The following is a 26,397-nucleotide window of genomic DNA, read 5'->3' as shown; positions in this document are numbered from 1 at the left end:
TTTTTTATTCGTTAGATTCATTTGCTTCTGATTTATCTGAGCTTACTTTAGAAATGGAGTCTCTCATAGCTGTATCCGCTTGAATGTTACGATAGTTCATGTAATCCATAATACCAAGATTACCCGAACGTAGAGCTTCTGCCATCGCCTGTGGTACTTCAGCTTCTGCTTCTACTACTTTTGCCTTCATCTCTTGTACACGTGCAATCATTTCTTGTTCGTTCGCTACAGCCATTGCACGTCGTTCTTCAGCTTTCGCTTGGGCAATGTTTTTATCAGCCTGCGCCTGCTCAATTTGTAATTCAGCACCGATGTTTTTGCCGATATCAACGTCTGCAATATCGATCGATAAGATTTCAAATGCTGTCCCAGAATCTAAGCCTTTTGCTAATACAGTTTGAGAAATCATATCAGGATTTTCAAGAACTGTCGTATGACTAGACGCGCTACCAATTGTAGAAACGATCCCTTCACCTACACGGGCAATAACCGTTTCTTCACCAGCACCACCGACTAAACGTTCAATGTTTGCGCGCACTGTAATACGTGCCTTCGCTTTTACTTCAATACCGTTCATAGCAACACCTGCAATAAATGGTGTTTCAATGACTTTCGGGTTAACAGACATTTGTACAGCTTCTAATACATCACGACCCGCTAAATCAATTGCCGCACAACGTTCAAAAGTTAACTCGATATTTGCACGATGGGCTGCGATTAACGCATTGACAACTCGGTCAACATTACCACCTGCTAAATAGTGACTTTCAAGTTGATTGATTGTAACAGGTAACCCTGCTTTATGTGCTTTAATTAATGGGTTCACAATTCGTGAAGGGATTACACGACGTAAACGCATACCGATTAATGTGAAAATACTAACACGGACACCTGCAGCAAGTGCAGAAATCCATAGCGCCACTGGTACAAAGGTAAAGAATACCGCGACAACAATGAATAATATGACTAGCCCTGCGATTGGACCTATTAAAGCTAAATCAAATCCCATTTGTTATTCCTCCATCTCTTTTTCTGTTTGTCTCACAACAATACGTGAGCCCTCTACTTTAATAACTTCTACATGTTTCTCAGCATCAACATAGCCACCATCTGATACTACGTCAATGCGTTCATTACCAAATTGCATTGTACCTGCTGGACGAAGTGGTGTAATCGTTGTACCCACTTTTCCGAGTAGCTCTGTACGATTCACGTTAGATACATAGCCCTCTTCCGTCGTTGTCGCATCCATCAAGACCAACTTGTTTAAAACATGCAATTTTTTACCGAAAAATTTCATCAGGATCACCATTCCTATTATCGCTACAACAAGCGCAATGAAAATCGCTATAATCATTTGCATCATATTCGCACCTGCCAGTATTAGACTTAGTAAGACTAGTACACCACCTAAAATACCAACAATACCTCCGGGGACAAAAAATTCCGCAATAACAAGCGCCAAACCTACAATAAATAAAAGTAATGTTTCATAACCTGCCAAGCCCGCTACCATATGACCGAAGAAAAATAACCCAAGTGCTGACAGCCCCATTATACCTGAAACACCAAAACCTGGCGAATATAGCTCAACTACAAGTCCCAAACTTGCAATCGACAATAAAATTGGAACTATAATCGGATTCGTAATAAAACGAGCAAGTTTTTCAGCAAAAGTAGGTTCAATTGGAACGATATCACTACCATTTAATTGCGTTATTTTTAAAAGATCTTGGAAATTCGAAACCGTCCCATTAGAATAACCAACCTTTTTTGCCTCCGAAGCAGATAAAGTTAATAAATTCCCTTCTCCCGCTCGAAATTCTGGTAAATCAACAGATGCATCAGCCATTGCTCGTGCAAATAACGGATTGCGTTTTTTCGATTCTGCAGCTGCCTCCATTTGAGCAACCCATGCACTATGAGCCTTTAAGTCCGCCGCATTTCCTGCTGAGTCAATAACTGCAGCCGCCCCGATTGTTCCATTTGGCACCATATAGATTTTATCCGCATGTAAGGCTAAAAAGGCACCTGCAGAATGCGCATCTTTGTTAATATAAGCAATCTTAGGTATATCCGTTGCATCCATAAGCATAGCAATATCACTTGCTGCACTCACGAATCCGCCAGGCGTATGAATGTCTAAAATAATCGCCTCTGCATCGTTTTCTTCCGCCTCTTTAAAAGCTCGTTCTAAAAATGCGTGAAGTCCTCGTTCTACTTCATTATGAATAGGTATGTGGTAGACCTTACTACTTGCAAAAGCAGATGTTAATGGAAACGCTAACAAAAATGCCACCCAAATAACTAATAAATAGCTGAGGATTCTTCGTCTCCGCATCTTCTTCCCTCCCTTCTAATCATGCTTCTCTCCTGTATATACGACTGACTATGCAAAAAGTTTCATAAATCCTAATAATTTTATTATACAGTGAATTTTAATTTGCGGGGTATATAACATAAAAGCCGAATGAATCTCAGGGATCACATTCGGCTTCTCCAATATGTACGTAAATTTGAGTTTAAAGTAAAATACCTGAAATTAATCGACATGCGATTAATTCCAGGTATATCTTTGTCTGCTCAGTGAATCATACAATTGCGTGTTATGAACGTAGGGATTTTTAATGGGAAATTAAATTACCACTTACGTTTACGTGCAGCTTCTGATTTCTTTTTACGTTTAACGCTAGGTTTTTCGTAGAACTCGCGCTTTCTAACTTCTTGAATTGTACCACTTTTTGATACAGTACGTTTGAAGCGGCGAAGAGCATCTTCAAGCGATTCGTTTTTGCGAACGACAGTTTTTGACATCTCTCTTTCCCTCCCTCCGAACACACGTCAATACACAAGTAGGCAAATAACCAACTGTTGTGTACTAAAGAATTATAACGTATTGTCTAAAAATGGTCAATAGAAAGTACACGAATTAATCCGATGAATTTTTGGTTTTTTTAACTTAAGAATTTTCAGCTTGTTTTTGGACACCATAAACATACAAAGTGATCAATTATACCTTGGAATAAATTGCGTCTGGAATCTGCTTTGTGCTTAGGCCTACAAATGTGTTTTGCGCGAAAGCGTAGCGTCAGCGGCAACATCATATGCTGGTCACTCAGTCGTTGCCACAGGCCTTGGCGTCCTTAGATTGAGTTCCTCTATTTCAGCGGATATTTGAACGCCTGCTGAAAGAAGTTAAATTAAAGGTCCAAAGAGGAGTAAAAAATGAAAACATTTAAAAATAAATTAAATCCTCCAAAAATACTTGTGCTAGGCTTTGCTGTCATCATTTTAATCGGAACATTTTTGTTAATGCTCCCCATTGCAACAGTCGATGGTAAAGGTCTTTCATTTTTAGATGCTTTATTTACTGCTACCTCTGCTACGTGTGTAACAGGATTGGTTGTTGTAGATACCGGTGATACATTTTCGATTTTCGGGGAATTAGTTATTCTTTTTCTTATCCAAATTGGCGGATTGGGCTTTATGACGTTCGCGACGTTTTTATTTTTGCTATTAGGAAAAAAGATTTCTTTAAAAGAAAGGCTTTTGTTAAAGGAAGCATTTAATAACATTACAATTGCTGGTCTAGTGAAATTGGTTAAAAGAATACTGTTATTTACTGCACTGATTGAATTTATAGGTGGCTTAATTTTATCTATTCGTTTTTCGTTCGATATGCCTGTAGGTAAAGCCTTTTATTTCGGATTTTTCCATGCCATATCGAATTTTAATAATGCAGGATTTGATTTAATGGGTGGCTATAGGAGCTTAACAGAGTACGTAGACGATCCTTTTGTCGTATTAACTATTTGTGCACTTATTACGATTGGAGGCTTAGGGTTTATTGTTATCAATGAACTATATGATTACCGCAGAACGAAACGACTTTCAGTGAACTCAAAAATTGTATTAACTACAACGCTTATTTTAACGGTCGGCTCGACGCTTTTAATTTTCTTATTTGAATACGGAAATAGTAAAACCCTTGGGCAACTATCTGGATGGGGCAAAATTCTTGGTTCATTATACCAAGCAGTTACACCAAGAACTGCTGGCTCTAATACCCTTCCTATAAGTGATTTAACACATTCAACATTATTTTTAATAATTTGGCTAATGTTTATAGGCGGAGGTTCTGGATCAACTGCTGGAGGTATTAAAATTACAACTTTCGCTGTTTTAGTTGCTACGATGTGGTCTCAATTAAAAGGGCAAGAAGATGTTGTGCTTTTTAGACGTAGAATTGTTCACGGAACGATTTTAAAAGCTTTAACAGTCACAATGTGCGGAATGATGATTGTCGTACTTGTTACCATCGTCTTAAGCATTATTGAACAACGTCATAGTTTTATGATGTATTTATTTGAGGCTACCTCTGCATTCGGTACAGCCGGACTTTCAATGGGACTAACTCCCGAGCTATCAACTGGTGGCCGCCTTCTTATCATATTAACAATGTTTGCAGGAAGATTAGGCCCCTTAACAATTGCTTTTGCCATCACAAATCGTCGAAAGGCAGAGGCTTTCCGTCATCCAAAAGGTAATATTATGATTGGTTAACCATGATAAAGGAGCATAGATACAAATGACTATCAAACAATATGCTGTCATAGGTCTTGGTAGGTTTGGTGTAAGCGTAGCCCGTAGATTGTATGAAGCTGGGCATGAAGTTTTAGGAATCGATATTAATGAGGAAAGAGTCGAAGATGCCGAACCTTATGTTACACATGCAGTAGTTGCTGATTCTACAGAAGAAAAAGCACTAAACTCTATAGGGATACGAAATTTCGATTGTGTCATTGTCGCTATAGGTATAGATATGCAATCAAGTATTTTAACGGTCTCCATATTAAAGGAGCTTGGAATCAAAAAAATAATTGCAAAGGCTCTTGGAAAAAGACATGGACAAGTTTTAGACAAGGTGGGTGCTGAATGGGTTGTTTACCCTGAGCGGGATATGGGGGAACGTGTAGCTAATCAGCTACTTTCGCCGAATATGCTAAATTACATTGAATTATCAAAAGAATACAGTATTGAGGAAATTATGATTCCTTCTAAAATGGCTGGCCATAATTTACGAGATTTAGACATTCGGGCTAAATATAATGTCAGTGTAATTGCCATAGTTCGAGATGGTAATATTACCATTTTGCCCTCTCCCGATGAGATTATTAAGGAAAAAGATATATTAGTTATGATTGGGCATAGAAAGGATCTCACTGTATTTTCAAATATCTAATAGAAAAAAGCCAAAATAAATTAGGCTGCGTCAAAAGATGATCTTCCTTTGAAACAGCCTGTAATATTTTATCAATTATGCCTCGGCATGATTACGTCGGGAATCTGCTTTGTGCGATAGCGCAGTGCTTACGTAACGGCAGCGGCAACAACATGATGTTGGTCACTCAGTCCTTACCACAGGCAGTGGCGTTCTAAGGCTGAGTCCCTCATTAGCGGTTTGAAAGAAGTTAAAAGACTTTCTTGCTATCCCTATCGTCTTTTAAAATCTCTACAGCCTCTCTGAAACGTAGGGAATGGACGATTTCTCGTTCGCGTAAAAATTTCAAGCTATCATTCAAATCAGTGTCATCTGATAAATCAATAATCCACTGATATGTCGCTCGTGCCTTTTCTTCAGCTGCAATATCCTCATACAAATCAGCAATCGGATCCCCTTTAGCCTGAATATAAGTTGCCGTAAACGGTGATCCAGCTGCATTCTGATAAAATAATGCCCTGTCATGATTGGCATAATGCTCTCCAAGACCTGCCTCTTTAAGCATCTCTGGAGTGGCATCCTTCGTAAGTTTATAAATCATTGTGGCAATCATTTCTAAGTGAGAAAATTCCTCTGTAGCTATATCTGTCAACAGACCAACCACTTTATCAGGAATAGTATAGCGCTGATTCATATATCGAAGTGCTGCCGCTAATTCTCCATCTGCACCACCATACTGCTCAATTAAATATTTAGCTAGAATTGGGTTACACGTACTCACCCTTACTGGATACTGGAGCTTCTTTTCGTAATACCACAAAAAAATTCCTCCTAGTTACTTATAATCAATTATGCAGAGGCATAATTCCGGCCGGAATCGGCTTTGCTTGCACAAAGAACCCCTAAAACAACTTCTGAACAAAGTTAAACTTGCCATGGCCAAGGTGTATCTACCCAATTAAAAGGATAATTTGAATAACTTCTCCCAAAATTCATAAGCGGACCAAATTTTTGCTCAAACTCAACCTTAAGTCGCATACTTATTTCAGTGTTTTCATTAAATTGTTGAATAGCATCATAATCGTGAGGATGAGTATCTAAATAAAGATTTAATTCCACTATTACAAAATCAATGGCTTGTATTTCTTCAAGTAGTTTATAAAATTCTGGTGGCATCTTTTTACTCATTCTTCATCCCTCCTTCTTGGGGATTTGGGTAGGGGCTAAATAATTGAGGCCATAATGTGCCGGATCTGAGAGCTTCTTTAGGGGTTTGGTATTGTGGTAGCCCAGGCGGTTGAAAACTCATATACAATTGGGGCGGTGTAGAAAAACTTTTAACCCTTATAGGTGGACATGGATCGAATGGGCTAATAAAAGGCTTCCAATATTTATATTGAGTAAACATTGTATCCTCCCTTCTGTATTCAATTACATCAGTGGAGTATATGAGGTAGCTGAAATTTTTATTCAGATATATTGTCCTGTAGGAAATCGCATAACCAGAAAGGTAATCACTAGCGTGCCAAGACCACAAAAAGTAACTCGCATTTTGAAAAATGCGAGCTGAATTTTGTACCTGTTATGCACTCTTATATAGTTACACCAAGAAAATACCCAATTGAAATAAAAATAATTACCCATGTCAAAGATCCAAAACAAGCGAAAGCAAGATAAGTCCTAAACTTCATCTGTGTTATTCCAGACATGTAACTTGTTACATGTCTAATACCTGGAACATAATATCCTATAATTATTGTCCATGGTCCAAAACGATGAAACCATCGTTCAACTTTAATAAACCGTTTATTATTTAGACCAATCCATTTTCCATATTTTAATATTATAGGCTTTCCTAATTTATTACCGATTAAATAGCTAATTATCATACCAATAGATGAACCAAGAAAACTTAAGAAAATACTCAAGAAATAGTTTAAATGCCCCTCTTGGCACATAAATCCTACAAACGTCATCAAGATCTCATCGGGAATGGGTAAGCCTATTATTCCTAAAGACAAGAGTAAAAATATAGCAAGATATCCATATTGACTTATAAAACTACTTATGAATTCCACGGATAGTTTCTCCTTTTTTAATACAATTCGTTGCTTTTATCATCAAATATCATATATTCCCCTATTTTTTCTTATTAAACACTGGGAATGATTAATCAATTATTCTGTTACTGCCATATCACTACGTTATAAAAAAAGTATTTGTAGCTGACACTTCGCTTTCGCTACCAAAACATTTGCTGAAAGAAGTTAAAAAGAGAGGCAATTCAGATTTTAAAATAGTAATTAATGAATGATTGACCCGTTAATTTTACGTATACAAGCTTACGATATTATATGGTATCGATGTTACTAAGTTATGTAAGAATTTGGTTCATAACTATACACTGTTCATATAAAGAAAAAATTTATCAGTCCAAGAATCAAGTTTTTTCATCTAATAAAAACTTGAATATAAACCATAAAAATTATCATATTCCTCCCATTACATTTTTGCAATTACTCTCCATAATACATCATCTACTATGAGTTAAAAAGAGGGATATTGCGGATGAACCAATAAAAATAGATCCTAGTCGCTTGGTTTATTCCAAAGAAAAAAACACTGCTATAAAAAAGCAGTGTCTAAATACATCTTTAAATCAAGTTGCTAAAAAACTATATTCCCAAGTATTGTTTTAATACGTTGACTTTCCTCTACCTTATTGTGATACTCAAACAACCCAATTCTATTCCCTCTGTAGTGGTAATTAGACAAAGTTTAAATGAAAGTGGGGCTAGTTCGTATAGAACAGCCCCGTAACATTACATATAAGTATTTTTCATTACTATTAATAATTAGAATCTGCAATTAATCCGTTCATAATAGCAACACCAGAGCTTGCTCCAATACGAGTTGCTCCTGCCTCAATCATCTTTTTCATATCCTCTAAGCTTCGTACACCACCAGAGGCTTTTACACCTAAATCTGGGCCTACTGTTTTACGCATTAAGGCAATATCTTCTGCTGTTGCGCCTCCAGTAGAAAAACCAGTTGATGTTTTCACATAATCAGCACCCGCTGCCACAGCTAGCTCGCATGCTTTTACTTTTTCTTCGTCAGTTAGAAGGCAAGATTCAATAATTACTTTTACAAGTGCATTGCCTTTTGCCGCTTCAACAACTGCAGCAATATCTGCTTGCACAAGGTCATAATTTTTATCTTTTAATGCACCGATATTAATAACCATGTCTACCTCTTGAGCACCATTAGCAATCGCATCTTTCGCCTCGAATGCTTTAACAGCTGGCGTGTTAGCACCTAAAGGGAAGCCAATTACAGTACAAACTAAAACATCTGAGCCTTGTAAAAGTTCGCTACTATTTTTTACCCAAGTTGGATTTACACAAACAGAAGCAAAGTTAAATTGTTTTGCCTCTGCACACAGTTTTTCGATTTGCTCTTTTGTTGCTTCAGCCTTTAATAATGTGTGATCAATCATACGTGCGAAGTTTTGTTCCATTTTTATTAAACTCTCCTCTATCAACAAGTTGTACGTACCTCTTGAAATCATAACATTTTTCAACGTTGCCGTCTAATTTCTTTCTAGTTAGGTGAATTTAATAAAAGTACTTAGAAGATAAATATGTGATATCTTTAAACAAAAATATAGTAAAACACCGTCCAAAGTTTGAACGGTGTTTCGCTTCATAGTTACTCTATTTTTATTTTACAGTTTCTAAAATACGAACAAATTGTCCTTTAGAATGAGGATATCCAGCTTGAGTAATTTTCACCTTCACAAGCTGACCGATTAGGCTTTCAGGACCTTCAAAGACTACTTTTAAGTAGTTATCTGTATAACCCGTTAAAAGCCCATCCTCTTCGCTTCCATCATGCATGAATTCTTCAGGAATTACCTCTAGTACTCGATCTTCGAAGCGGGAAGCATATTCCTTTGCTAATTGGTCGTTTAGAGCGATTAATCGGTGTACACGTTCGTTTTTAATGCCCTCGTCAATTTGGTCCTCCATACGCGCAGCTGGTGTACCTGTACGTGGAGAGAACGGGAATACGTGTAATTCAGAAAACTTATGATCACGAATAAAGTTATATGTTTCCATAAACTCTTCCTCAGTTTCTCCTGGGAAACCTACGATTACGTCAGAAGTGACAGCCAAGTCTGGCAAAGCTTCATGAAGTTTAGTTAAGCGTTCACCGAAGAATTCCATTGTATACTTACGACGCATACGTTTTAAAACTGTATCAGAGCCAGATTGGATTGGAATGTGTAAGTGATTAACAACAATTTTTGATTCACGTAAAACTTCAATCACTTCATCTGTTAATTGACTTGCCTCAATCGAAGAAATACGAAGACGTTTTAAGCCCTTCACATTTGCCTCTAAATCACGTAGTAGCTGAGCTAAATTGTAATCTTTTAAGTCTTGTCCATAGCCACCTGTATGAATACCAGTTAGAACAATTTCAAGATACCCAGCATCCACTAGTTGTTGGGCTTGGTTCAATACTTCTTGAGGATCTCGAGAGCGCATTAACCCACGTGCCCATGGAATAATACAAAACGTACAGAAGTTATTACAGCCTTCTTGTATTTTTAAAGATGCGCGTGTTCGATCTGTAAATGCAGGCACATCTAATTCCTCATAAACACGATTTTTCATAATGTTGCGTACAGCATTAATTGGTTGGCGTTCAGTAAGATATTGGTCTATGTAGCCAAGTAATTTTGTACGATCCTGTGTTCCTACAACAATGTCAACTCCAGGAATCGCCATAATTTCAGCTGGAGATGTTTGAGCGTAACATCCAGTTACACAAATAACAGCGTCTGGGTTTTGACGAATAGCTCGACGGATAACTTGACGTGATTTTTTATCCCCTGTATTTGTTACAGTACATGTATTAATGACATAAACGTCTGCTTGACGATCAAACTCCGTACGTTCATAGCCATCTTCTTTAAATAGTTGCCAAATTGCTTCTGTTTCATAATGATTTACTTTACAACCTAGAGTATGGAAACTCACGATTTTCGATCGCTCGTTACTCATAATATATATCATCCTTTCAAGAGTACACTACAATAAATAAAATTATTAACGTGTCTTATAATAGCACAAATAAATATAATGAGCCTAGCTTTTTGGCTAAGCTTATTTTTTTGTATAAAAATACAGGTACCATAATTGGGTACCTGCTTTATAATCAGTGTTCGAACCAAAAACCCATTTTTTCGTTATTGATTCATATAGTCAAAATGAGACACCTGATATTTCCTTTTAAATACCCTAAATCAATCTCAATTATTCCTCGGTATAATTGCGTCCGGAATCGGCAGAGGCTTTAGGCCAACAAATGTCTCTTCCGCGAAAGCGTAGCGGCAGCGACATGATGTTGGTCACTCAGTCGTGTGTTGTTTGTTGTTGTTGTTGTTGCTGTCGCTTCGCTTTCGCACAGATAAAACCCTGTTGCTGTCGCTTCGCTTTCGCACAGATAAAGCACAGGACGTGGCGTTCTTAGACTGAGTTCATCTATTTAGATGTTTAAAACCTATGGGTAAATAATAAAATATTTATAATCAATTTTTAATTTGGTAATAGCAAAAGGCAGTTAAAAATTAGATTAAACCTAACTTTCAACTACCTACTTAGATTGGATTTTTTACAGTGACCATTAGACAATTAAATATTACATTGTTTTTTTCAATTTCATTTTTTCAGTAAACTGCCTTTTTTACTTGTTCTACTCCTCTAAAAACTAGAGTTTTTTAAGGACTCACAGGAGGAGTAAGTCCTAAAAGATTAGGAGTTACTACACTAGTGCCAGCTCCAAGGCGTACTTGTTGAACTTGCAGTACTTTTACAGTAAGCTCCAGCACAATTTTTTCACGCAATGTGCTGAAAGTAGCTTCTGGTGCTGCCATAATTGGTGAGAAATCAAGTTCAAAGAAGTTTGCAGCTACTAACTCGCCAAATGGTTGTTCATTGTACTTAACTAGATTTTGGAAGAAGGCCTTATCCAAACGAGCATCCATTTGCGTTTTTTCATTAAGGAAGTTCGCTTCGGCAAACTCGGAAATTCCTAAAATCGGAGTAGTGCCTCCAGGTATTTGTGGGAAAAAAAGGTCTGTAAAACCAGAAAACTGAACATCGGCAATTCTATCACGAAGTGCCCCATTACAAGCTGATGAAGCATATTCTATATTTTTGCGAATATGACCTGCAACAAATAATTTTGCTCTTGTTACTCTAAAAAAGTCAGTGTTGTCAATACGCGCAAAGCTAACCGGTACTAATTTAACTTGATTTAAGAATACATTTTTTTTCACTCTTTTGATTTCAGTTGCTGCAGGAGTGAGCGTAATATCCGACTCCACAACGATTTGAAGTGTTGGTTCTGCAAGTACAACTGGAACTTTAATAGTTGGAGCCGTAACCGGCGTAGCGACTAGTGGAGTAATTTCATTAGTTAATGGCATTTGTTCAGTTGATGCTACTGGACAAGGTTCAGATGGACGAACTTGACTATCTAATTGATTATCTAATTGATCACTCAAAGTATTCCCTCTTTTCATTTTTTTGTGAGAAAGCTCTCATATCGCTAGAATATGTTGGGATTTAATCCATATATGGACGATACACCAGTTTTTTATAAAAAGAGTTTTTGAGCAGATTAGATATGTTTCAATTATCCTCTAGATTCTTGGCACTCGAATTTTCTGCACTTGTAGCATATGAATGATTAATTCTAATACTATGTTTAGACACATTTGATTTGAATGAATTAATGACTCCTTTTGTGTAGGTACTGCATTCTTAGTGCAATGTGTAGTATATTCAATATTCTGATAAATACAGCCTTCAATAAATAAATTCCCCTTCAAAGCTGAACATGTCCCATTACCTAATGATTGAGAAAACTGATTTGGTACGAATCTACAATTCGTTAATACTACTTCACTCGAGATATCTTTAACTCCCACAATTCCTTTTTCAAATACGATATTCTCTTCAAGGCATGTTTCTATTTTATATTCCCCTAATACAACTGGAACTCTAATATTCATAAAATCATCGGAACTGTAAGAATGATTATTTGTTTTTCCTTTTTTAATTGATTGTGTGTTATGTAAAGGAACTACAACTGATTTAGACGGATTCCTGTTCTGATTATTTTTATCATAAGTATCATTTCTCATAAAAAATATAATTTCATTCATTTTTGAGTTAACCAAACGACAATCAGGCAGTTCAGGATAATCCGTTGTAATATTAAATAGTTTGGTTTCAAATTGAGGAGTTAGATGATTGTTTAAATCGAGAAAATCAAATGTATTTTTAACAATATCACCACAGATAGGAGCATGAAGAAAATCATCAATTTCCACGTGAGTAGAAATTGGGATTTCTTGGGTTCTAAAATATATTTCTCCTTGAACTGATTCCGTAGACGCACTATCATGACCTGCAGGAGTGTTTTTCTCCATCTCTTCTGTATCAATAGTACTCCTAATTTTATCCTCCCCGTCGGATTCAAAAGGACTTAAAAATTTACGATTAGAGTCTAGTTGAGATGCAAAAAATTGTTCTTCCACATGATTGGTTTTGTCTGCCTCTTCTATATCAAGCGGATCATTCATTTCATCCTTATCATCAATTTCAGAAGGAATAAGTAACTCACGATTGGAATCTAGATGCGCTGCAAGTTCATGTTCCTCTACAGGTTTGATTTTATCCGCCTCTTCTATATTTAGAAGATCATTTATTTCATCCTCAACATCAATTTCAGGAGGATTGAGTAACTCATGGTCGGAATCTAATTGCTCTGCAAGTTCATGTTCCTCTACAGGTTTGATTTTATCCGCCTCTTCTATATTTAGAAGATCATTTATTTCATCCTCTACATCAATTTCAGGAGGATTGAGTAACTCATGGTCGGAATCTAATTGCTCTGCAAGCTCATGTTCCTCTACAGGTTTGATTTTATCCGCCTCTTCTATATTTAGAAGATCATTTATTTCATCCTCAACATCAATTTCAGAAGGGGTGAGTAACTCATGGTCGAAATCTAAATGCTCTGCAAGTTCATGTTCCTCTACAGGTTTGATTTTATCCGCCTCTTCTATATCTAGAAGATCATTCATTTCATCCTCAACATCAATTTCAGAAGGGGTGAGTAACTCATAGTCGGAATCTAAATGCTCTGCAAGTTCCTGTTCTTCTATAGGTTTGATTTTATCCGCCGCTTCTATATCTAAGACATCATTCATTTCATCCTCTACATCGATTCCAGGGGGAATAAGTAACTCGTGATTAGAATCTAGATGCGTTGCAAGTTCATGTTCCTCTACAGGATTGGTTTTATCCGTCTCTTCTATATCTAGGACATCATTCATTTCATCCTCAACTACAATTTCAGAAGGAATGAGTAACTCGTGATTAGAATCTAAATGTGTTGCAAGTTCATGTTCCTCTGCAAGGCTGTTTGTTTCATCCTCTTTTTCTATATCTAGGGGATGATTTACAATATCAGAATATGGAGAATTTAAAATTTCAAATGAAGAATTTTTTTGAGATTCATGATCTATTTTTTTTCTGGGTTTAGTTAGATAATTAAAATTGATGAAAACTTTTTGCTTGGAACTTATTTCCTTCATCTCACTATAGTTAATCCATGGAGTTTTCATTAGTTCACCCCCCAAATAATGTTTTAACAAATAAAGTGCATCAGTTAATCCGCAAAACTTCTAGGCATTTTTCCACCCAAGACGTCTTTTTGGTCGATTTATTAATGTTCAAAATCTGTTTTCTTCAGGAAAAGCTCATGAAGTAACCCGTTTTTCATTTATATTACTTCCACTTTCATTTTCTAATATCTGATAATAGCTAAAATCTTTTTCTTTTATTTTTTCTCAAAGAAATGATAGATATATAACTTATAATGAATTCCCTTTTTCCAATGTGTCAAATACAATATCAATTATGCCTCAGCATAATTGCTTCCGGAATAGGCTTTGTACTTACGCCAGCAGATGTTTATTGTGCGAAAGCGAAGCGACAGCAACAGGGTCTTAACTGCGCGGAAGCGAAGCGACAGCAACAGGGTTTTAACTGCGCGAAAGCGTAGCGACAGCAACAGGGTCTTAACTGCGCGAAAGCGAAGCGACAGCAACAGGGTTTTAACTGCGCGAAAGCGTAGCGACAGCAACAGGGTTTTAACTGCGCGAAAGCGTAGCCGCAGCGGCAACAGCAGGTTTTTTTGCGCGAAAGCGTAGTGCTAACGTAGCGGCAGCGGCACGATGCGGGTCACTCAGTCGTTGCCACAAGACGTGGCGCTCTTAGACTGAGTTCCTCTATTTGCAGTGGGTGTTTGGATACCTGTACCTGTCGCTACGCTTTCGGACAAAAAACATTTGTAGCTGACGCTTCGCTTTCGCTACTAAAAATAATTGCTGAAAGAAGTTAACGACATCATTATGAGCTATTATTATTTTGGTCTAAGTTTTGCACTTATAATTACAATCCATTTTATGCTTGACTTTTACTTTTGTCACCGAGTACTTCCAAAAATCTCAGTAGCAGTTGAGAACTAATGTGTTTGAGAGACGATTGCTTAGTAGTAAAATCTAAAGTTTTTCTTTACATTTTTTCAACTCAATTATTTTGATAGCACCTATTAGTGCATCCAACGATCAATATTTTATAACAAGAAGGCAGTTGAAAAATCATTTTAATCAAATTTTCAACTACCAACTCAAATATTGGATATTTTTCAGTACCCTCGAATATCCTTTTACATCTAATTTGCTCCTAAATTAGAGATTAACAATCAGAAGAATTAGTAGGAGGAGGGTCCATAACCGTACTAACTGGTGGAGTCAATCCGGAAAGAACAGGAGTTATTACATTACTACCAGCTCCAAGACGGACTTGTTGAACTTGCACTACTTTCACAGTAAGTTCCAGTACAATTTTTTCACGCAATGTTCTGAAAGCGGCTTCTGGTGCTACCATCATTGGTGAAAAATCAAGTTCAAAGAAGTTTGCAGCTACTAACTCGCCAAATGGTTGTTCATTGTATTTAACGAGATTTTGGAAGAATGCCTTATCCAAACGAGCATCCATTTGCGTTTTTTCATTAAGGAAGTTCGCTTCGGCAAACTCGGAAATTCCTAAGATTGGAGTAGGGCCTCCTGGTGTTTGTGGGAAAGTTAAATCTGTAAAACCTGAAAACGGAATATCAGCAATTCTATCTTGAAGTGCCGCATTACATGCTGCTGAAGCATATTCAATATTTTTACGAATATGTCCTGCTACAAATAATTTAGCCCTTGTTACCCTAAAAAAGTCCGTGTTGGCAATACGTGCAAAGCTAACCGGTACTAGTTTAACTTGATTTAGGAATACATTTTTCTTCACTCTTTTGATTTCAGTTGCTGCAGGAGCAAGTGTAATATCTGACTCTACAACTATTTGAAGTGTCGGTTCTGCGACTACAACTGGAACTTTAATAGTTGGAGCCGTAACTGGTGTAGCTACTACTGGAGTAACTTCACTAGTAAATGGTATTTGTTCAGTTGATGTTACTGGACAAGGTATAATTTCATTATTTGGTTGATTACTCAAAAAATTCTCCCCATTCATTTTGTATTATTTGAGAGCTCTCCATATCAGAATATGTAGCAATTAAATCTATGAATGGACGTGTATACTAGTTTTTTACTTATTTTAAAAAAGGAATTTATGAGCTGAAGAATGAACACAAAAACTGTAAAATACCGAATCCAAACCCAATACATAAAGCTAATATTGCAATTGTAATTGGTATTTTACCTATTTATGGTAAATCAATAATCAATTATGCCTCGGCATAATTGCGTCCGGAGGCTTTAGGCCAACAGATGTTTTTTGCGCGAAAGCGTAGTGCTAACGCAGCGTCAGCACCGTGTTTTTGCTACATATAAATAATTGCTGAAAGAAGTTAAATAATTCAGGAAATGAGATGGTATATAAACCTGTAGCAATTAAAGTAGAAGAATAGATCATAGCAGCTATTACAAAAAAGTTAATGAGATAATTAATTTATTCACTTGCTTATCCCCCTCCGAAGTTGAGATCCCCTATAAAAAGAGGTTACTATGTAAAACATGGAATATAACAACATATTTTTACCGTCATTTAAAACCCTCTTTAAGCGGTAGAATGGCAATTCATCATAAGTTATTTAGTTATGTTGATACTACACGGACGCTAATTTTATTGGTGCTGCCTTTTTTGAAATATAATAGAGCCGATTCAAAGTTTTTTGAATCGGCTCTTATTGTTAGGAATATTAATATAAGCAGTCATTAAGGTGGATCTCTATCTCTTTAAACCTTGTCACGACTGCACTTATACTCAATCAAAATGCAATTTACTCATGCTCAGCAAGGTGATGAAAAACTTCTTTTAACTAGGCTGAACGCCTATTTCATTCAAATTCATAAGATATTGCAGACAGTGCATAGAGAGGCGCTGTTTCTGCTCGTAAAATTCGGGGTCCTAAAGACATCGTTTGGGCACCGGCTTGAAGCAGAGCATCTGCTTCTTTTCTAGCAATACCACCTTCTGGACCAAAGATAATAAGAATTGATTTCGACTTCTTGTCATTTACGTTTTTTAGCTTCTCTGCAAATCTTGTGCGTTTTTCTGCTTTTGCATCCTCTTCATCTGCTATAAAAACGGCATCGAAATTGCCAACTTGTTCTAGTAGCTGTTTAAAAGAGATTGGTTCATAGATTTCAGGGATATGTGTACGATGGGATTGCTCAGCTGCTTCTTTTGCAATTTTTTGTAGACGCTCTTGCTTTTTAGCACCTTTCTTTTTATCCCATTTAACAATGGAACGCTCTGCTTCAAAAGGCAATAATGCAAACATTCCAAGCTCTGTTGCCTTTTGTGTAATAAGTTCTAGTTTATCGCCCTTCGGCAAACCACATGCCACTGTTACATGAACAGGTAACTCTGGAGAAGGAATACTTTCACCCGTAGTTTGAATGTGTACCTCATCTGCTTCAAAGGCTACAATTCCACAAATATAGGCAGTATTTTGTGCAACTACAACGATTTTGTCGCCCTCTTTCATGCGCATTACTCGTTCAATATGTCGCGCATCCTCTCCGCTAATACGTGCTTCTTCAATGGTCGTCTCAATAAAATAACGTTGCATGTTACCATACTCCTTTATAGCAAGAAGAGAAAAACGCCAAATCGCCAGCACTCGGCTCACGATTTGGCGCTTTCTCAATCAATTTATTGTGGTCGACGGGCAATAATAGCAACCCAATCTTCCATTAGTAATACTTCTTCGATTACAAACCCTGAAGCTTCTAGTGCTGCTTTTACATCATCACGTTTCGCGCCAATGATGCCTGAAGTGACATATAATCCACCCGGTTTAACAACTGAAAATGCATCGTCAGTAAAGGACATAATAATTTCTGCTAAAATATTAGCCACAACAACATCAGCTGGTTCCTTAACTGTATCCAATAGATTTCCATGGAATACTGATACTTTATCATCTACTTTGTTTAACGCAATATTTTCTTGTGCTGAACGTACAGCTACTTCGTCTAAATCAAGTGCATGTACGCTCTTAGCTCCTAGTAATGCTGCACCAATTGATAGAACGCCTGAACCCGTACCGATATCGATAACCGTATCGCCCTCTTTTACAACCTTCTCAAGCCCTTGTAAGCACATAACAGTTGTAGGGTGTGTTCCTGTACCAAAAGCCATACCAGGATCTAATTCAATAATTAATTCATCTGTTGATACTGGTACATAATCTTCCCATGTTGGTACAATTGTAAAGCGTTCAGAAATTTTTACAGGATGATAGTATTGCTTCCATGCTGTCGCCCAGTCTTCCTCGTTAACTTCCACAATCGATACAACATTCTCACCAATATCGATGTTGAAATTCGTTAGATTTGTTATAGCCGCCTTAATTTCTTCGACTGTTTCATTTAAAAAACTAGACTCCGATAAGTAAGCCTTAACAATAACACCATCTTTCGGAAAATCCGCTTCATTTAACGCATAAATTTCACCATACTGATCTTCTCGTGGCTTCGCAAATTCTGCAGAATCCTCAATAACCACACCACTTGCCCCTGCTTCATGCAAAATATTCGAAATTGCTTCTACCGCTTCATTTTTTGTATGAATGGATAATTCTGACCACTTCACGTAGCTCTTCAGCTCCTCTAATTATTCACCTTGGAATTTTTTCTTAATTTTATCGAATAGTGAGCTTCCTTGCTCTTCAGGAATATCACCACTGATTTCTGCAAATTCACGTAGTAATTGTTTTTGTTTTTCTGTTAATTTTTCTGGCGTTACAACTTTTACTGTTACATATTGATTCCCTGTGCCATAGCCATGTACATTTTTGACACCTTTGTCTTTTAGACGGAATTGCGCACCTGACTGTGTTCCCGCTGGTATACGTAGTTTTACTTTCCCATGGACAGTCGGTACTTCGATTTCATCACCAAGAGCTGCTTGAGGGAATGTCAGTTTAAGTTCGAAATAAATATCATCGCCATCACGTTCAAACTCTTTGTGTCCTTGAACGCGGAACATAATATATAAATCCCCCGCTGGTCCTCCATTTATACCTGGCTCACCTTGACCAGACACACGAATTTGCTGACCATCATCCACTCCTGCAGGAATGTTTACTTTGATTTTCTTACGTTTTTGAACTTTTCCTTCGCCACGACAAGTTGAACATTTTTCTTTAATGATTTTACCTGTACCATGACATGTAGAACAAGCTCGACGATTCATCATACGGCCGAAAGGTGTATCTACAGCTTGATTTACTTGACCTGCCCCTTGACATGTTGAACATGTTTCAGGATTAGTACCTGATTTTGCACCTGAACCGTGACAAGTATCGCATAATTCATCTTTAGGAATTTCGATTTCTGTTTCTTTCCCGAAGATCGCTTCCTCAAATGTAATATTCATACGATATTGAAGGTCATCACCTTTACGAGGTGCATTCGGGTCCTGACGGCGACCGCCACCACCAAAGAATGAGCTGAAAATATCCTCGAAGCCGCCAAAGCCGCCGCCGCCTCCGAAGCCTGCATTTGGATCCTCGTGGCCAAATTGATCATAGCGTGCTTTTTTCTGATCATCACTTAATACTTCATAAGCTTCAGCGATTTCTTTGAATTTTTCATCTGCACCCGGCTCTTTATTAAGGTCAGGATGGTATTGCTTTGATAATTTACGGTATGCTTTTTTAATTTCATCTTTAGAAGCCGATTTTGTTAAACCAAGCACCTCGTAGTAATCGCGTTTATCCATGATTCACACTCCGCTCTTTTTGCATAAAATCTATTGTATCACGCAGTTAAAAAAACTGCCTCTATTTTAATATTAAATATTCATTAAAAATGTTGCATATATGTTTTTTCACTTTTCTCGCAGTTAACCTATGCAACTTAACGATTAAATGTTTGTAGGTTATACCTAATAATATAGAGAAAAGCCAAAGCCGCAAGCGGTCTTTGGCTTCTTCACTTAACTGTGTTACTTACTATTATTTATCGTCTTTTACTTCTTCAAAGTCAGCGTCAACGATATCGTCTTTTTTACCAGCGCCAGCATCTGCACCTGCATCGCCACCTTGAGCTGCTTGAGCAGCTGCTGCAGCTTGTTCATATACTTTCATAACTAATGGCTGTAATACGCCATCTAGTTTTTCTTTAGCAGATTTAATGCCTTCTAATTCGCCAGCTTCAAGCGCTTTTTTCAGTTCATCACGAGCATCTTCTACAGATTTTTTCTCGTCTTCTGTAATTTGTTCGCCTAAGTCAGCAATTGTTTTATCAACTTGGAACACTAATTGGTCAGCTTCGTTGCGAAGATCTGCTTCCTCTTTACGTTTAGTATCAGCCTCAGCATTTGCCTCAGCATCTTTTACCATACGTTCGATTTCTTCCTCAGATAAACCTGAATCAGATTGGATAACAATTGTTTGTTCTTTGTTTGTACCAAGGTCTTTTGCTTTAACAGATACGATACCATTTTTATCAATATCGAATGTTACTTCGATTTGTGGTACACCACGTGGTGCTGGTGGGATATCTGATAATTGGAAGCGACCTAATGTTTTGTTGTCTGCTGCCATTGAACGTTCACCTTGTAGTACGTGAATATCTACTGCTGGTTGGTTGTCAGCTGCAGTTGAGAATACTTGTGATTTAGATGTTGGGATCGTAGTGTTACGGTCAATTAATTTTGTGAATACGCCACCCATAGTTTCGATACCTAAAGAAAGTGGAGTTACGTCAAGTAAAACTACGTCTTTTACATCACCAGTTAATACGCCACCTTGAACAGCAGCACCCATCGCTACAACTTCGTCAGGGTTTACACCGCGGTGTGGCTCTTTATTAGTTTCTTTACGTACAGCTTCTTGTACAGCTGGAATTCGAGTAGAACCACCAACTAAGATTACTTGGTCAATTTCAGATGTTGAAAGACCTGCATCAGATAATGCTTGACGTACTGGACCTACTGTACGATTTACTAATGGTAATGTAATTTCGTCAAATTTTGCACGAGTTAAAGAAATTTCTAAGTGTAATGGACCCGCTTCACCAGCAGTGATGAATGGTAAAGAAATTTGAGTAGATGTTACACCTGATAAGTCTTTTTTCGCTTTTTCAGCTGCATCTTTTAGACGTTGCATAGCCATTTTATCTTTAGAAAGGTCAATGCCGTTTTCTTTTTTGAATTCTGCTACAAGGTACTCGATGATAGCGTCGTCGAAATCGTCCCCACCTAGTTTGTTATCACCAGCTGTTGCTAATACTTCAAATACACCGTCACCTAATTCAAGGATAGATACGTCAAATGTACCGCCACCAAGGTCAAATACTAATACTTTTTGATCTGTATCTTGTTTATCTAAACCATAAGCAAGTGCAGCTGCTGTTGGTTCGTTGATAATACGCTCTACTTCTAAACCTGCGATTTTACCAGCATCTTTAGTAGCTTGACGTTGAGCGTCGTTGAAGTAAGCAGGTACAGTAATAACTGCTTTTGTTACTTTTTCACCTAGGTAGTCTTCAGCATAGCCTTTTAAGTATTGAAGAATCATTGCAGAAACTTCTTGTGGAGTATATTCTTTATCTTCCACTTTAACTTTTTCAGATGTACCTATTTTAGATTTGATAGAAATAATTGTGTTAGGGTTTGTTACTGATTGTCGTTTTGCTACTTCACCAACTTGACGTTCGCCATTTTTAAACGCAACAACAGATGGCGTTGTACGGTTTCCTTCTGGATTTGGAATTACTTTTGGTTCTCCACCTTCAAGTACAGAGACACAAGAGTTTGTTGTTCCTAAGTCAATACCGATAATTTTGCTCATAAATATTTCCTCCTATTATATAAACGCAAATAATGCGTTTCTAACTAATGTAATTAACTAAATAGTACTAAGTCTATTCGTTCACAGATACCATTGTTGGGCGCAATACGCGTTCCTTTAACATAAAGCCTTTTTGAAGCTCGCGTAAGACAATACCCGTCTCTTTTTCACTATCTTGCTCTTGCATGACAGCTTGGTGAACATTCGGATCAAATTGCTCACCTTCAGCTTTAATAACCTGTAAGCCTTCCTTCTCAGTAGCTTCTATCAGAGAACGATACACCATTTCAATACCTTTTACGATAGAAGCAGTTTCTTCTGAAGACGCTTCAACTTGTAAGGCACGCTCAAAATTATCGATTACTGGCAGTAAATCAGACAGCAAGCTCTGAGCGCGAAACTTTTCAGCAGCCTCACGATCAAGTTGATGGCGACGGCGCATATTATCGAAGTCAGCGCGTAAGCGTAGATGACGACTTTCCTCGTCGTCTAACTTAGCTTGTAACTCAGCTAACTTTGCTTCGTACTGTTCTTCGATTGTTAATTCAGTCTTTTGTTCTTCTACTACTTCTGTTTCTTCTACTACATTTTCAGCTTGTACGTCCTTTTCTTCTTGTACAAGGTCTTTGTTTTCAGTTGTTTCCGTCACTTGAATCCTCCTCATTATCAATCACTACGATTCTTCGTAAAGGCTTGTGTTAAATCCATGCGCATTACGTCTAGTAAAGCAACAACACGCTTATAATCCATTCGTGTAGGACCAATAATTGCTATAGCTCCTTGTTGATCTTCACCAATAGAATAAGTGGTCGTAATGACACTACAGTTTTCCATTTCTAGTTGTTTATTTTCTGAGCCGATACGAATTTGAATGCCCGATTCATTAGGATGGAAGAGCGACTGCACTTGGCTAGTCGTTTCCATTAAGTCCAAAATCATTCGGACTTTATTTAAATCATGGAATTCCGGTTGGTTGAACATATTTGTTTTACCACCGTAGAAAATTTTACTTTCCGAATTATGCATCGTCGCTGTCACGAGAGCGTGAATAAAATCATCCGCTGATCGAACATGCTGTTGTAATACTGTTAGCACTTCAGCTTCGAGTTTTTTATGAATATCCTCTAATGACACACCAACTAGACGTTCATTTAAGATATTAACCATTTTCTCTAAATCAGAAGCGGTAAAATTAGGAGGTAGACTAAACATGCGATTTTCAACATGCCCGTTATTCGTTACGATAATCGCTACTGCTGAATCACTCGAGAGTGGCACAATTGAAAATCGTTTTACTCGATGTCTTTGAACATCTGGTCCTAAAAGAATCGATGTATACGATGTCAGCTCTGATAAAATATTGGCTGACTTTCGGATAATATGCTCTACTTCTACTAAGCGATCGTTAAAAATTGATTGGATTTGTTGAATATCCCGCGAATTAATGCCTTGTGGGTTCAACAAATGATCTACATAAAATCTATAACCCTTTTCCGAAGGCACTCGACCAGAGGAAGTGTGCGTTTTTTCTAAGAAGCCTAATTCCTCTAAATCCGCCATTTCATTTCGAATTGTGGCTGGACTAAATGTAATCTCTTGCTTTTTGGAGATTTGGCGAGAACCTACCGGCTGTGCAAACATAATAAAATCGTCTACAATAGCTTGCAATATTTGTAATTGCCGATTTGTTAGCATGATCATCACCTCTGTTAGCACTCAACTAAGAGGAGTGCTAATACTATTATTAAGTTATCAAATCCTACATTTTATGTCAACGATATCGCTCAATCTTCTAGTAAAAATTGTTGAAATACTTCATTACCTACAAAGCGACCTTTTCGCGTAAGACGAATTCCTATAGGATCATGTTCCAAAAGACCTTCTGACACTAACTTTTCAATGACATGTGAATAATCCCTATGCATTGATTCTTTAAATTTTTCTTCATATATAGAGTGTGTAATTCCTTCTGTTTTACGCAAACCTAAAAACATTTGCTCTTCGCGTTTCTCATTCTCAGTTACAATATTTTCATATACAATTGGTAGTTCCCCTGCATTTACTAAATCCATATACTTTTTCAATGGTCCATGATTTGAATAACGCACACCAGCTAAATACCCATGAGCACCAGCACCAAAGCCTGCATATTCATCGTTTTCCCAGTATATTTTATTATGTTTAGAACTGAAGCCAGATTGAGCAAAGTTGCTAATTTCGTATTGTTGAAGTCCATGCGCCTCCATCTGGTTCATTAGCACATCATACATATCCGCTTCAAGATCTTCAGTTGGTAAATGGAGCTTACCTTTTGTGTATTGATTATAAAAAATAGTTTTTGGCTCCACTATTAGTGAATATGCAGAATAATGTGGTATATCAAGAGCGAACGCTTTTTCTAAGGTGTCCTTCCATTGTGCCATCGACTGACCCGGCAAACCGTACATTAAATCCAAACTAATATTTCTGAAGCCTACCTTTTTCGCCAAAGTAACTGTTTCATAAACATGATTGTTGCTATGAGTACGACCAATTTTCTTTAACAACTCTTGATCAAAGGATTGAACACCCATACTTAAGCGATTTACACCACCATCAAATAATGCATGTAATTTTGCTTCTGATAGCTCGTCCGGATTTGCCTCTGATGTAAATTCTGTCACACAGTCCATTGAAATATACGTACGAATAAGCTCAAGAAGTCTTGCTATTTGTTGAGGAGATAATGCTGTTGGTGTACCACCACCAAGAAATACCGTTTCGATTTGCTTAAAACTCTCGGGATATTTTTTTGTAGCAAGCTCCATCTCCTTGCCAAGCATTTCTATATATTCATCCACTGGTTGGTTTTTAAAATAAAATTTATTGAAATCGCAATAGTTGCAAATTTGATGACAAAAAGGAATATGAATGTAAACACCTCGTGCCATAGCTATCCCTTCTTTCTCGTTAGTCTTTTTCCATTTCCTCATTATAAACAATCGAGGCAGGGAACGCCATGAATCCAACTAGTAAAATAACTAAATCAAAACAATATAGTATTAGCAATTTTCCACAAATTATGTACTAGACTGCACATTCCACTCTAAGAGGATACTTTCCGTGGGTGTGGCCCGGGACTCCTCGCCGCTCATACTTTGCTCCTGTGTAGTCACAGTTCTCACGCTATTTCAGCAGGAATAATCTTTTGCCCTTCGACGAAAGCAAAGTTACTGGGCGGGCTCTAGCCTCCCCCTACTTCATATACTTTCATACAAACCAACTTTTTTTAATCCAGAATAGATTTTAGTTTTAATCTTTAGCACTGTTTACTTTTATTAACAGTCTGAAAATTCTATCATTTTTATGATATGCTTATAAAAAGCAAAAAACGGAGGAATCATGATGGACATGTTTTTAAAGCAACAACAGCAGCAAAAAATGATGATGACACCTCAATTACAGCAATCTATTGAATTACTACAATATTCAACACTTGAACTCGAGCAATTTCTTTATGATCAACAATTAGAGAATCCGTTAATAGAACTTCAACCACCATCATTTCAAGAACGTATTTTTGGAGATTCACATTCTCACGTTCGATCAACTGAGAATGATTTATATACAAAAATTGCAGAACCAAACTACCGAGAGGAATTGTTGCAACTAGCTACACTCACTTTCACAGGAAATGATTTACAGATTGTACAGTTTCTTATTGCAGCTAGATAACAAGGGCTATTCTCCAGCACACCTTTCTAATGTTGCAGATAAGCAACATTATTATGGTATTCAGCTTTTACAACAAATCGGGCCGCCGGGAATTGGCGCACGTAATCTGCAAGAATGTCTTTTGCTACAAATCGAAGAGAATGATTATGATTTACAGCAACTTATTCAAAAAGGGCTGTTCCTACTAGCTGAACGTAAATTTCCTGAATTGAAGAAATCTCTTAAACTTTCTAAGGAACAGTTATTAGCACTTATTAATCGGCTACAGCAACTAACACCGATACCTTGCGCTTTGAACTCAGTAGATAATATCGAATATGTCACACCAGATATTGTTGTTGTGATCGAAGATGGCACATTACAATTCAGTTTAAATGATCGCTCACTGCCAACTATTCAGCTTCAGAATAGCTATAAAAATGCAGCATCTTTACTCCCCATAGTCGAACAAACATATGTAAAACAGCAATATAAGCATTATGAATGGCTCGTCCATAGTTTACAGCGACGCCGTCAAACAATTATTCGTATCATGTCAGTTGTCCTACAGCATCAACAACAATTTTTCTATCACGGGCTATCTTATTTAAAACCTTTATCTCTAAGAGATGTCGCAACACAAATCGAGATGCACGAGTCAACAGTAAGTCGAGCAATTCGGAATAAAATAATACTAACACCTGTTGGAACATATTTATGGAAGGATCTATTTTCTTCTAAAATTGAAAGCACTCAAAAAGAGCATTCTCAAACTTCTATCTTAGAAACGATTAAAAAAATAATCACCTTTGAAAATAAACAAAAGCCTTTATCCGATCAAAAGATTGCTGAAAGCTTAGCCAGCTCGTTTCAAATCCATTTGGCTAGACGTACTATTAGCAAGTATCGAGAAGAGTTAGGAATACCAGCAGCAAGCAAACGTAAGGAATTATGAAAACGATTTCTATATTACGGGATTTCGGCAATACTTCCATTTGCGAGAATAACAAGCTTCGTGACTATTA

24 protein-coding genes are annotated in these 26,397 nt (G+C 37.2%); 4 read left to right on the top strand and 20 right to left on the bottom strand.

From position 1 onward, the window contains the following. Window positions 1-4: 4 nt before the first annotated feature. The 3 genes from floA to rpsU all read right to left on the bottom strand — a co-directional run bounded on the left by floA (window position 5) and on the right by rpsU (window position 2,814). Window positions 5-1,009 (bottom strand): flotillin-like protein FloA, encoded by a 1,005-nt coding sequence (gene floA / locus ACZ11_RS03335; RefSeq protein ID WP_049663768.1) that lies wholly within the window; start codon window positions 1,007-1,009, stop codon window positions 5-7. 3 nt (window positions 1,010-1,012) lie between these two features. Continuing rightward, window positions 1,013-2,341, bottom strand: coding sequence for an NfeD family protein (locus ACZ11_RS03330; RefSeq protein WP_049663767.1), 1,329 nt, complete (start codon window positions 2,339-2,341; stop codon window positions 1,013-1,015). Window positions 2,342-2,640: 299 nt separating this feature from the next. Then, on the bottom strand, window positions 2,641-2,814 hold the full coding sequence (gene rpsU / locus ACZ11_RS03325) for a 30S ribosomal protein S21 (RefSeq protein ID WP_004227078.1): 174 nt from the start codon (window positions 2,812-2,814) through the stop codon (window positions 2,641-2,643). A 411-nt stretch (window positions 2,815-3,225) separates the two neighbouring features. On the opposite strand from rpsU, the gene ACZ11_RS03320 reads away from it, so the two are divergent. Next, window positions 3,226-4,563: a TrkH family potassium uptake protein gene (locus ACZ11_RS03320; protein ID WP_049663764.1), complete on the top strand. Its 1,338-nt coding sequence runs from the start codon at window positions 3,226-3,228 to the stop codon at window positions 4,561-4,563. A gap of 25 nt (window positions 4,564-4,588) precedes the next feature. Beyond that, window positions 4,589-5,242 (top strand): potassium channel family protein, encoded by a 654-nt coding sequence (locus tag ACZ11_RS03315; RefSeq protein ID WP_049663763.1) that lies wholly within the window; start codon window positions 4,589-4,591, stop codon window positions 5,240-5,242. 229 nt (window positions 5,243-5,471) lie between these two features. Here ACZ11_RS03315 and ACZ11_RS03310 read toward each other — a convergent pair whose 3' ends face one another. From ACZ11_RS03310 to hemW, 17 genes are all read right to left on the bottom strand, one after another. After that, complete coding sequence (locus ACZ11_RS03310; protein ID WP_049663761.1) at window positions 5,472-6,041, bottom strand: manganese catalase family protein; 570 nt, start codon at window positions 6,039-6,041, stop codon at window positions 5,472-5,474. A gap of 104 nt (window positions 6,042-6,145) precedes the next feature. Beyond that, the gene (locus tag ACZ11_RS03305) at window positions 6,146-6,409 is read right to left on the bottom strand and encodes a spore coat protein CotJB (RefSeq protein WP_049663760.1); all 264 of its coding nucleotides are present in this window, start codon (window positions 6,407-6,409) and stop codon (window positions 6,146-6,148) included. Then, on the bottom strand, window positions 6,402-6,629 hold the full coding sequence (locus ACZ11_RS03300) for a spore coat associated protein CotJA (RefSeq protein ID WP_049663759.1): 228 nt from the start codon (window positions 6,627-6,629) through the stop codon (window positions 6,402-6,404). Before ACZ11_RS03300 ends, ACZ11_RS03305 begins: the two co-directional genes overlap by 8 nt. 184 nt (window positions 6,630-6,813) lie before the next feature. Continuing rightward, window positions 6,814-7,299, bottom strand: coding sequence for a DedA family protein (locus tag ACZ11_RS03295; RefSeq protein ID WP_049663756.1), 486 nt, complete (start codon window positions 7,297-7,299; stop codon window positions 6,814-6,816). A 770-nt stretch (window positions 7,300-8,069) separates the two neighbouring features. Further along, window positions 8,070-8,741 (bottom strand): deoxyribose-phosphate aldolase, encoded by a 672-nt coding sequence (gene deoC, locus ACZ11_RS03290; RefSeq protein ID WP_049663754.1) that lies wholly within the window; start codon window positions 8,739-8,741, stop codon window positions 8,070-8,072. A gap of 202 nt (window positions 8,742-8,943) precedes the next feature. Beyond that, window positions 8,944-10,293 (bottom strand): tRNA (N(6)-L-threonylcarbamoyladenosine(37)-C(2))-methylthiotransferase MtaB, encoded by a 1,350-nt coding sequence (gene mtaB, locus ACZ11_RS03285; protein WP_049663752.1) that lies wholly within the window; start codon window positions 10,291-10,293, stop codon window positions 8,944-8,946. Between the two features lie 292 nt (window positions 10,294-10,585). After that, window positions 10,586-10,744, bottom strand: a complete 159-nt coding sequence (locus tag ACZ11_RS26140) for a hypothetical protein (RefSeq protein ID WP_161804426.1) — start codon at window positions 10,742-10,744, stop codon at window positions 10,586-10,588. 265 nt (window positions 10,745-11,009) lie between these two features. Further along, window positions 11,010-11,816: a CsxC family protein gene (locus tag ACZ11_RS03280; RefSeq protein WP_049663750.1), complete on the bottom strand. Its 807-nt coding sequence runs from the start codon at window positions 11,814-11,816 to the stop codon at window positions 11,010-11,012. Window positions 11,817-11,936: 120 nt separating this feature from the next. Beyond that, window positions 11,937-13,928, bottom strand: coding sequence for a BC_2427 family protein (locus tag ACZ11_RS24655; protein ID WP_053093187.1), 1,992 nt, complete (start codon window positions 13,926-13,928; stop codon window positions 11,937-11,939). A 1,135-nt stretch (window positions 13,929-15,063) separates the two neighbouring features. Beyond that, window positions 15,064-15,867: a CsxC family protein gene (locus ACZ11_RS03270; protein ID WP_049663748.1), complete on the bottom strand. Its 804-nt coding sequence runs from the start codon at window positions 15,865-15,867 to the stop codon at window positions 15,064-15,066. Between the two features lie 844 nt (window positions 15,868-16,711). Then, window positions 16,712-17,449 carry a 16S rRNA (uracil(1498)-N(3))-methyltransferase gene (locus tag ACZ11_RS03265; protein ID WP_049663746.1) on the bottom strand — a complete coding sequence of 246 codons (738 nt, stop codon included), beginning with the start codon at window positions 17,447-17,449 and terminating at the stop codon, window positions 16,712-16,714. An 83-nt stretch (window positions 17,450-17,532) separates the two neighbouring features. Next, the gene (gene prmA / locus ACZ11_RS03260) at window positions 17,533-18,474 is read right to left on the bottom strand and encodes a 50S ribosomal protein L11 methyltransferase (RefSeq protein WP_049663744.1); all 942 of its coding nucleotides are present in this window, start codon (window positions 18,472-18,474) and stop codon (window positions 17,533-17,535) included. 21 nt (window positions 18,475-18,495) lie between these two features. Beyond that, window positions 18,496-19,605, bottom strand: a complete 1,110-nt coding sequence (gene dnaJ, locus ACZ11_RS03255) for a molecular chaperone DnaJ (protein WP_049663743.1) — start codon at window positions 19,603-19,605, stop codon at window positions 18,496-18,498. Between the two features lie 235 nt (window positions 19,606-19,840). Continuing rightward, complete coding sequence (gene dnaK, locus ACZ11_RS03250; RefSeq protein ID WP_049663740.1) at window positions 19,841-21,679, bottom strand: molecular chaperone DnaK; 1,839 nt, start codon at window positions 21,677-21,679, stop codon at window positions 19,841-19,843. Between the two features lie 73 nt (window positions 21,680-21,752). Then, window positions 21,753-22,328, bottom strand: a complete 576-nt coding sequence (gene grpE, locus ACZ11_RS03245) for a nucleotide exchange factor GrpE (RefSeq protein WP_049663737.1) — start codon at window positions 22,326-22,328, stop codon at window positions 21,753-21,755. 17 nt (window positions 22,329-22,345) lie between these two features. After that, window positions 22,346-23,374 (bottom strand): heat-inducible transcriptional repressor HrcA, encoded by a 1,029-nt coding sequence (hrcA, locus tag ACZ11_RS03240; protein ID WP_049663736.1) that lies wholly within the window; start codon window positions 23,372-23,374, stop codon window positions 22,346-22,348. Window positions 23,375-23,463: 89 nt separating this feature from the next. Continuing rightward, window positions 23,464-24,609: a radical SAM family heme chaperone HemW gene (gene hemW / locus ACZ11_RS03235; RefSeq protein WP_049663734.1), complete on the bottom strand. Its 1,146-nt coding sequence runs from the start codon at window positions 24,607-24,609 to the stop codon at window positions 23,464-23,466. Window positions 24,610-25,063: 454 nt separating this feature from the next. On the opposite strand from hemW, the gene ACZ11_RS24855 reads away from it, so the two are divergent. Together ACZ11_RS24855 and rpoN are read left to right on the top strand one after the other, a co-directional pair. After that, window positions 25,064-25,393, top strand: coding sequence for an RNA polymerase factor sigma-54 (locus ACZ11_RS24855; RefSeq protein WP_161804425.1), 330 nt, complete (start codon window positions 25,064-25,066; stop codon window positions 25,391-25,393). Next, window positions 25,365-26,327, top strand: a complete 963-nt coding sequence (gene rpoN / locus ACZ11_RS03230) for an RNA polymerase factor sigma-54 (RefSeq protein ID WP_161804424.1) — start codon at window positions 25,365-25,367, stop codon at window positions 26,325-26,327. Before ACZ11_RS24855 ends, rpoN begins: the two co-directional genes overlap by 29 nt. Window positions 26,328-26,397: the final 70 nt, after the last annotated feature.

It is taken from the genome of Lysinibacillus xylanilyticus, from assembly GCF_001183605.1.
In the GTDB taxonomy this organism is placed as follows: Bacteria; Bacillota; Bacilli; order Bacillales_A; family Planococcaceae; genus Lysinibacillus; species Lysinibacillus xylanilyticus.
Note: the sequence above shows the minus strand (reverse complement) of the source record. Positions and strands in the feature narration are given on the sequence as shown.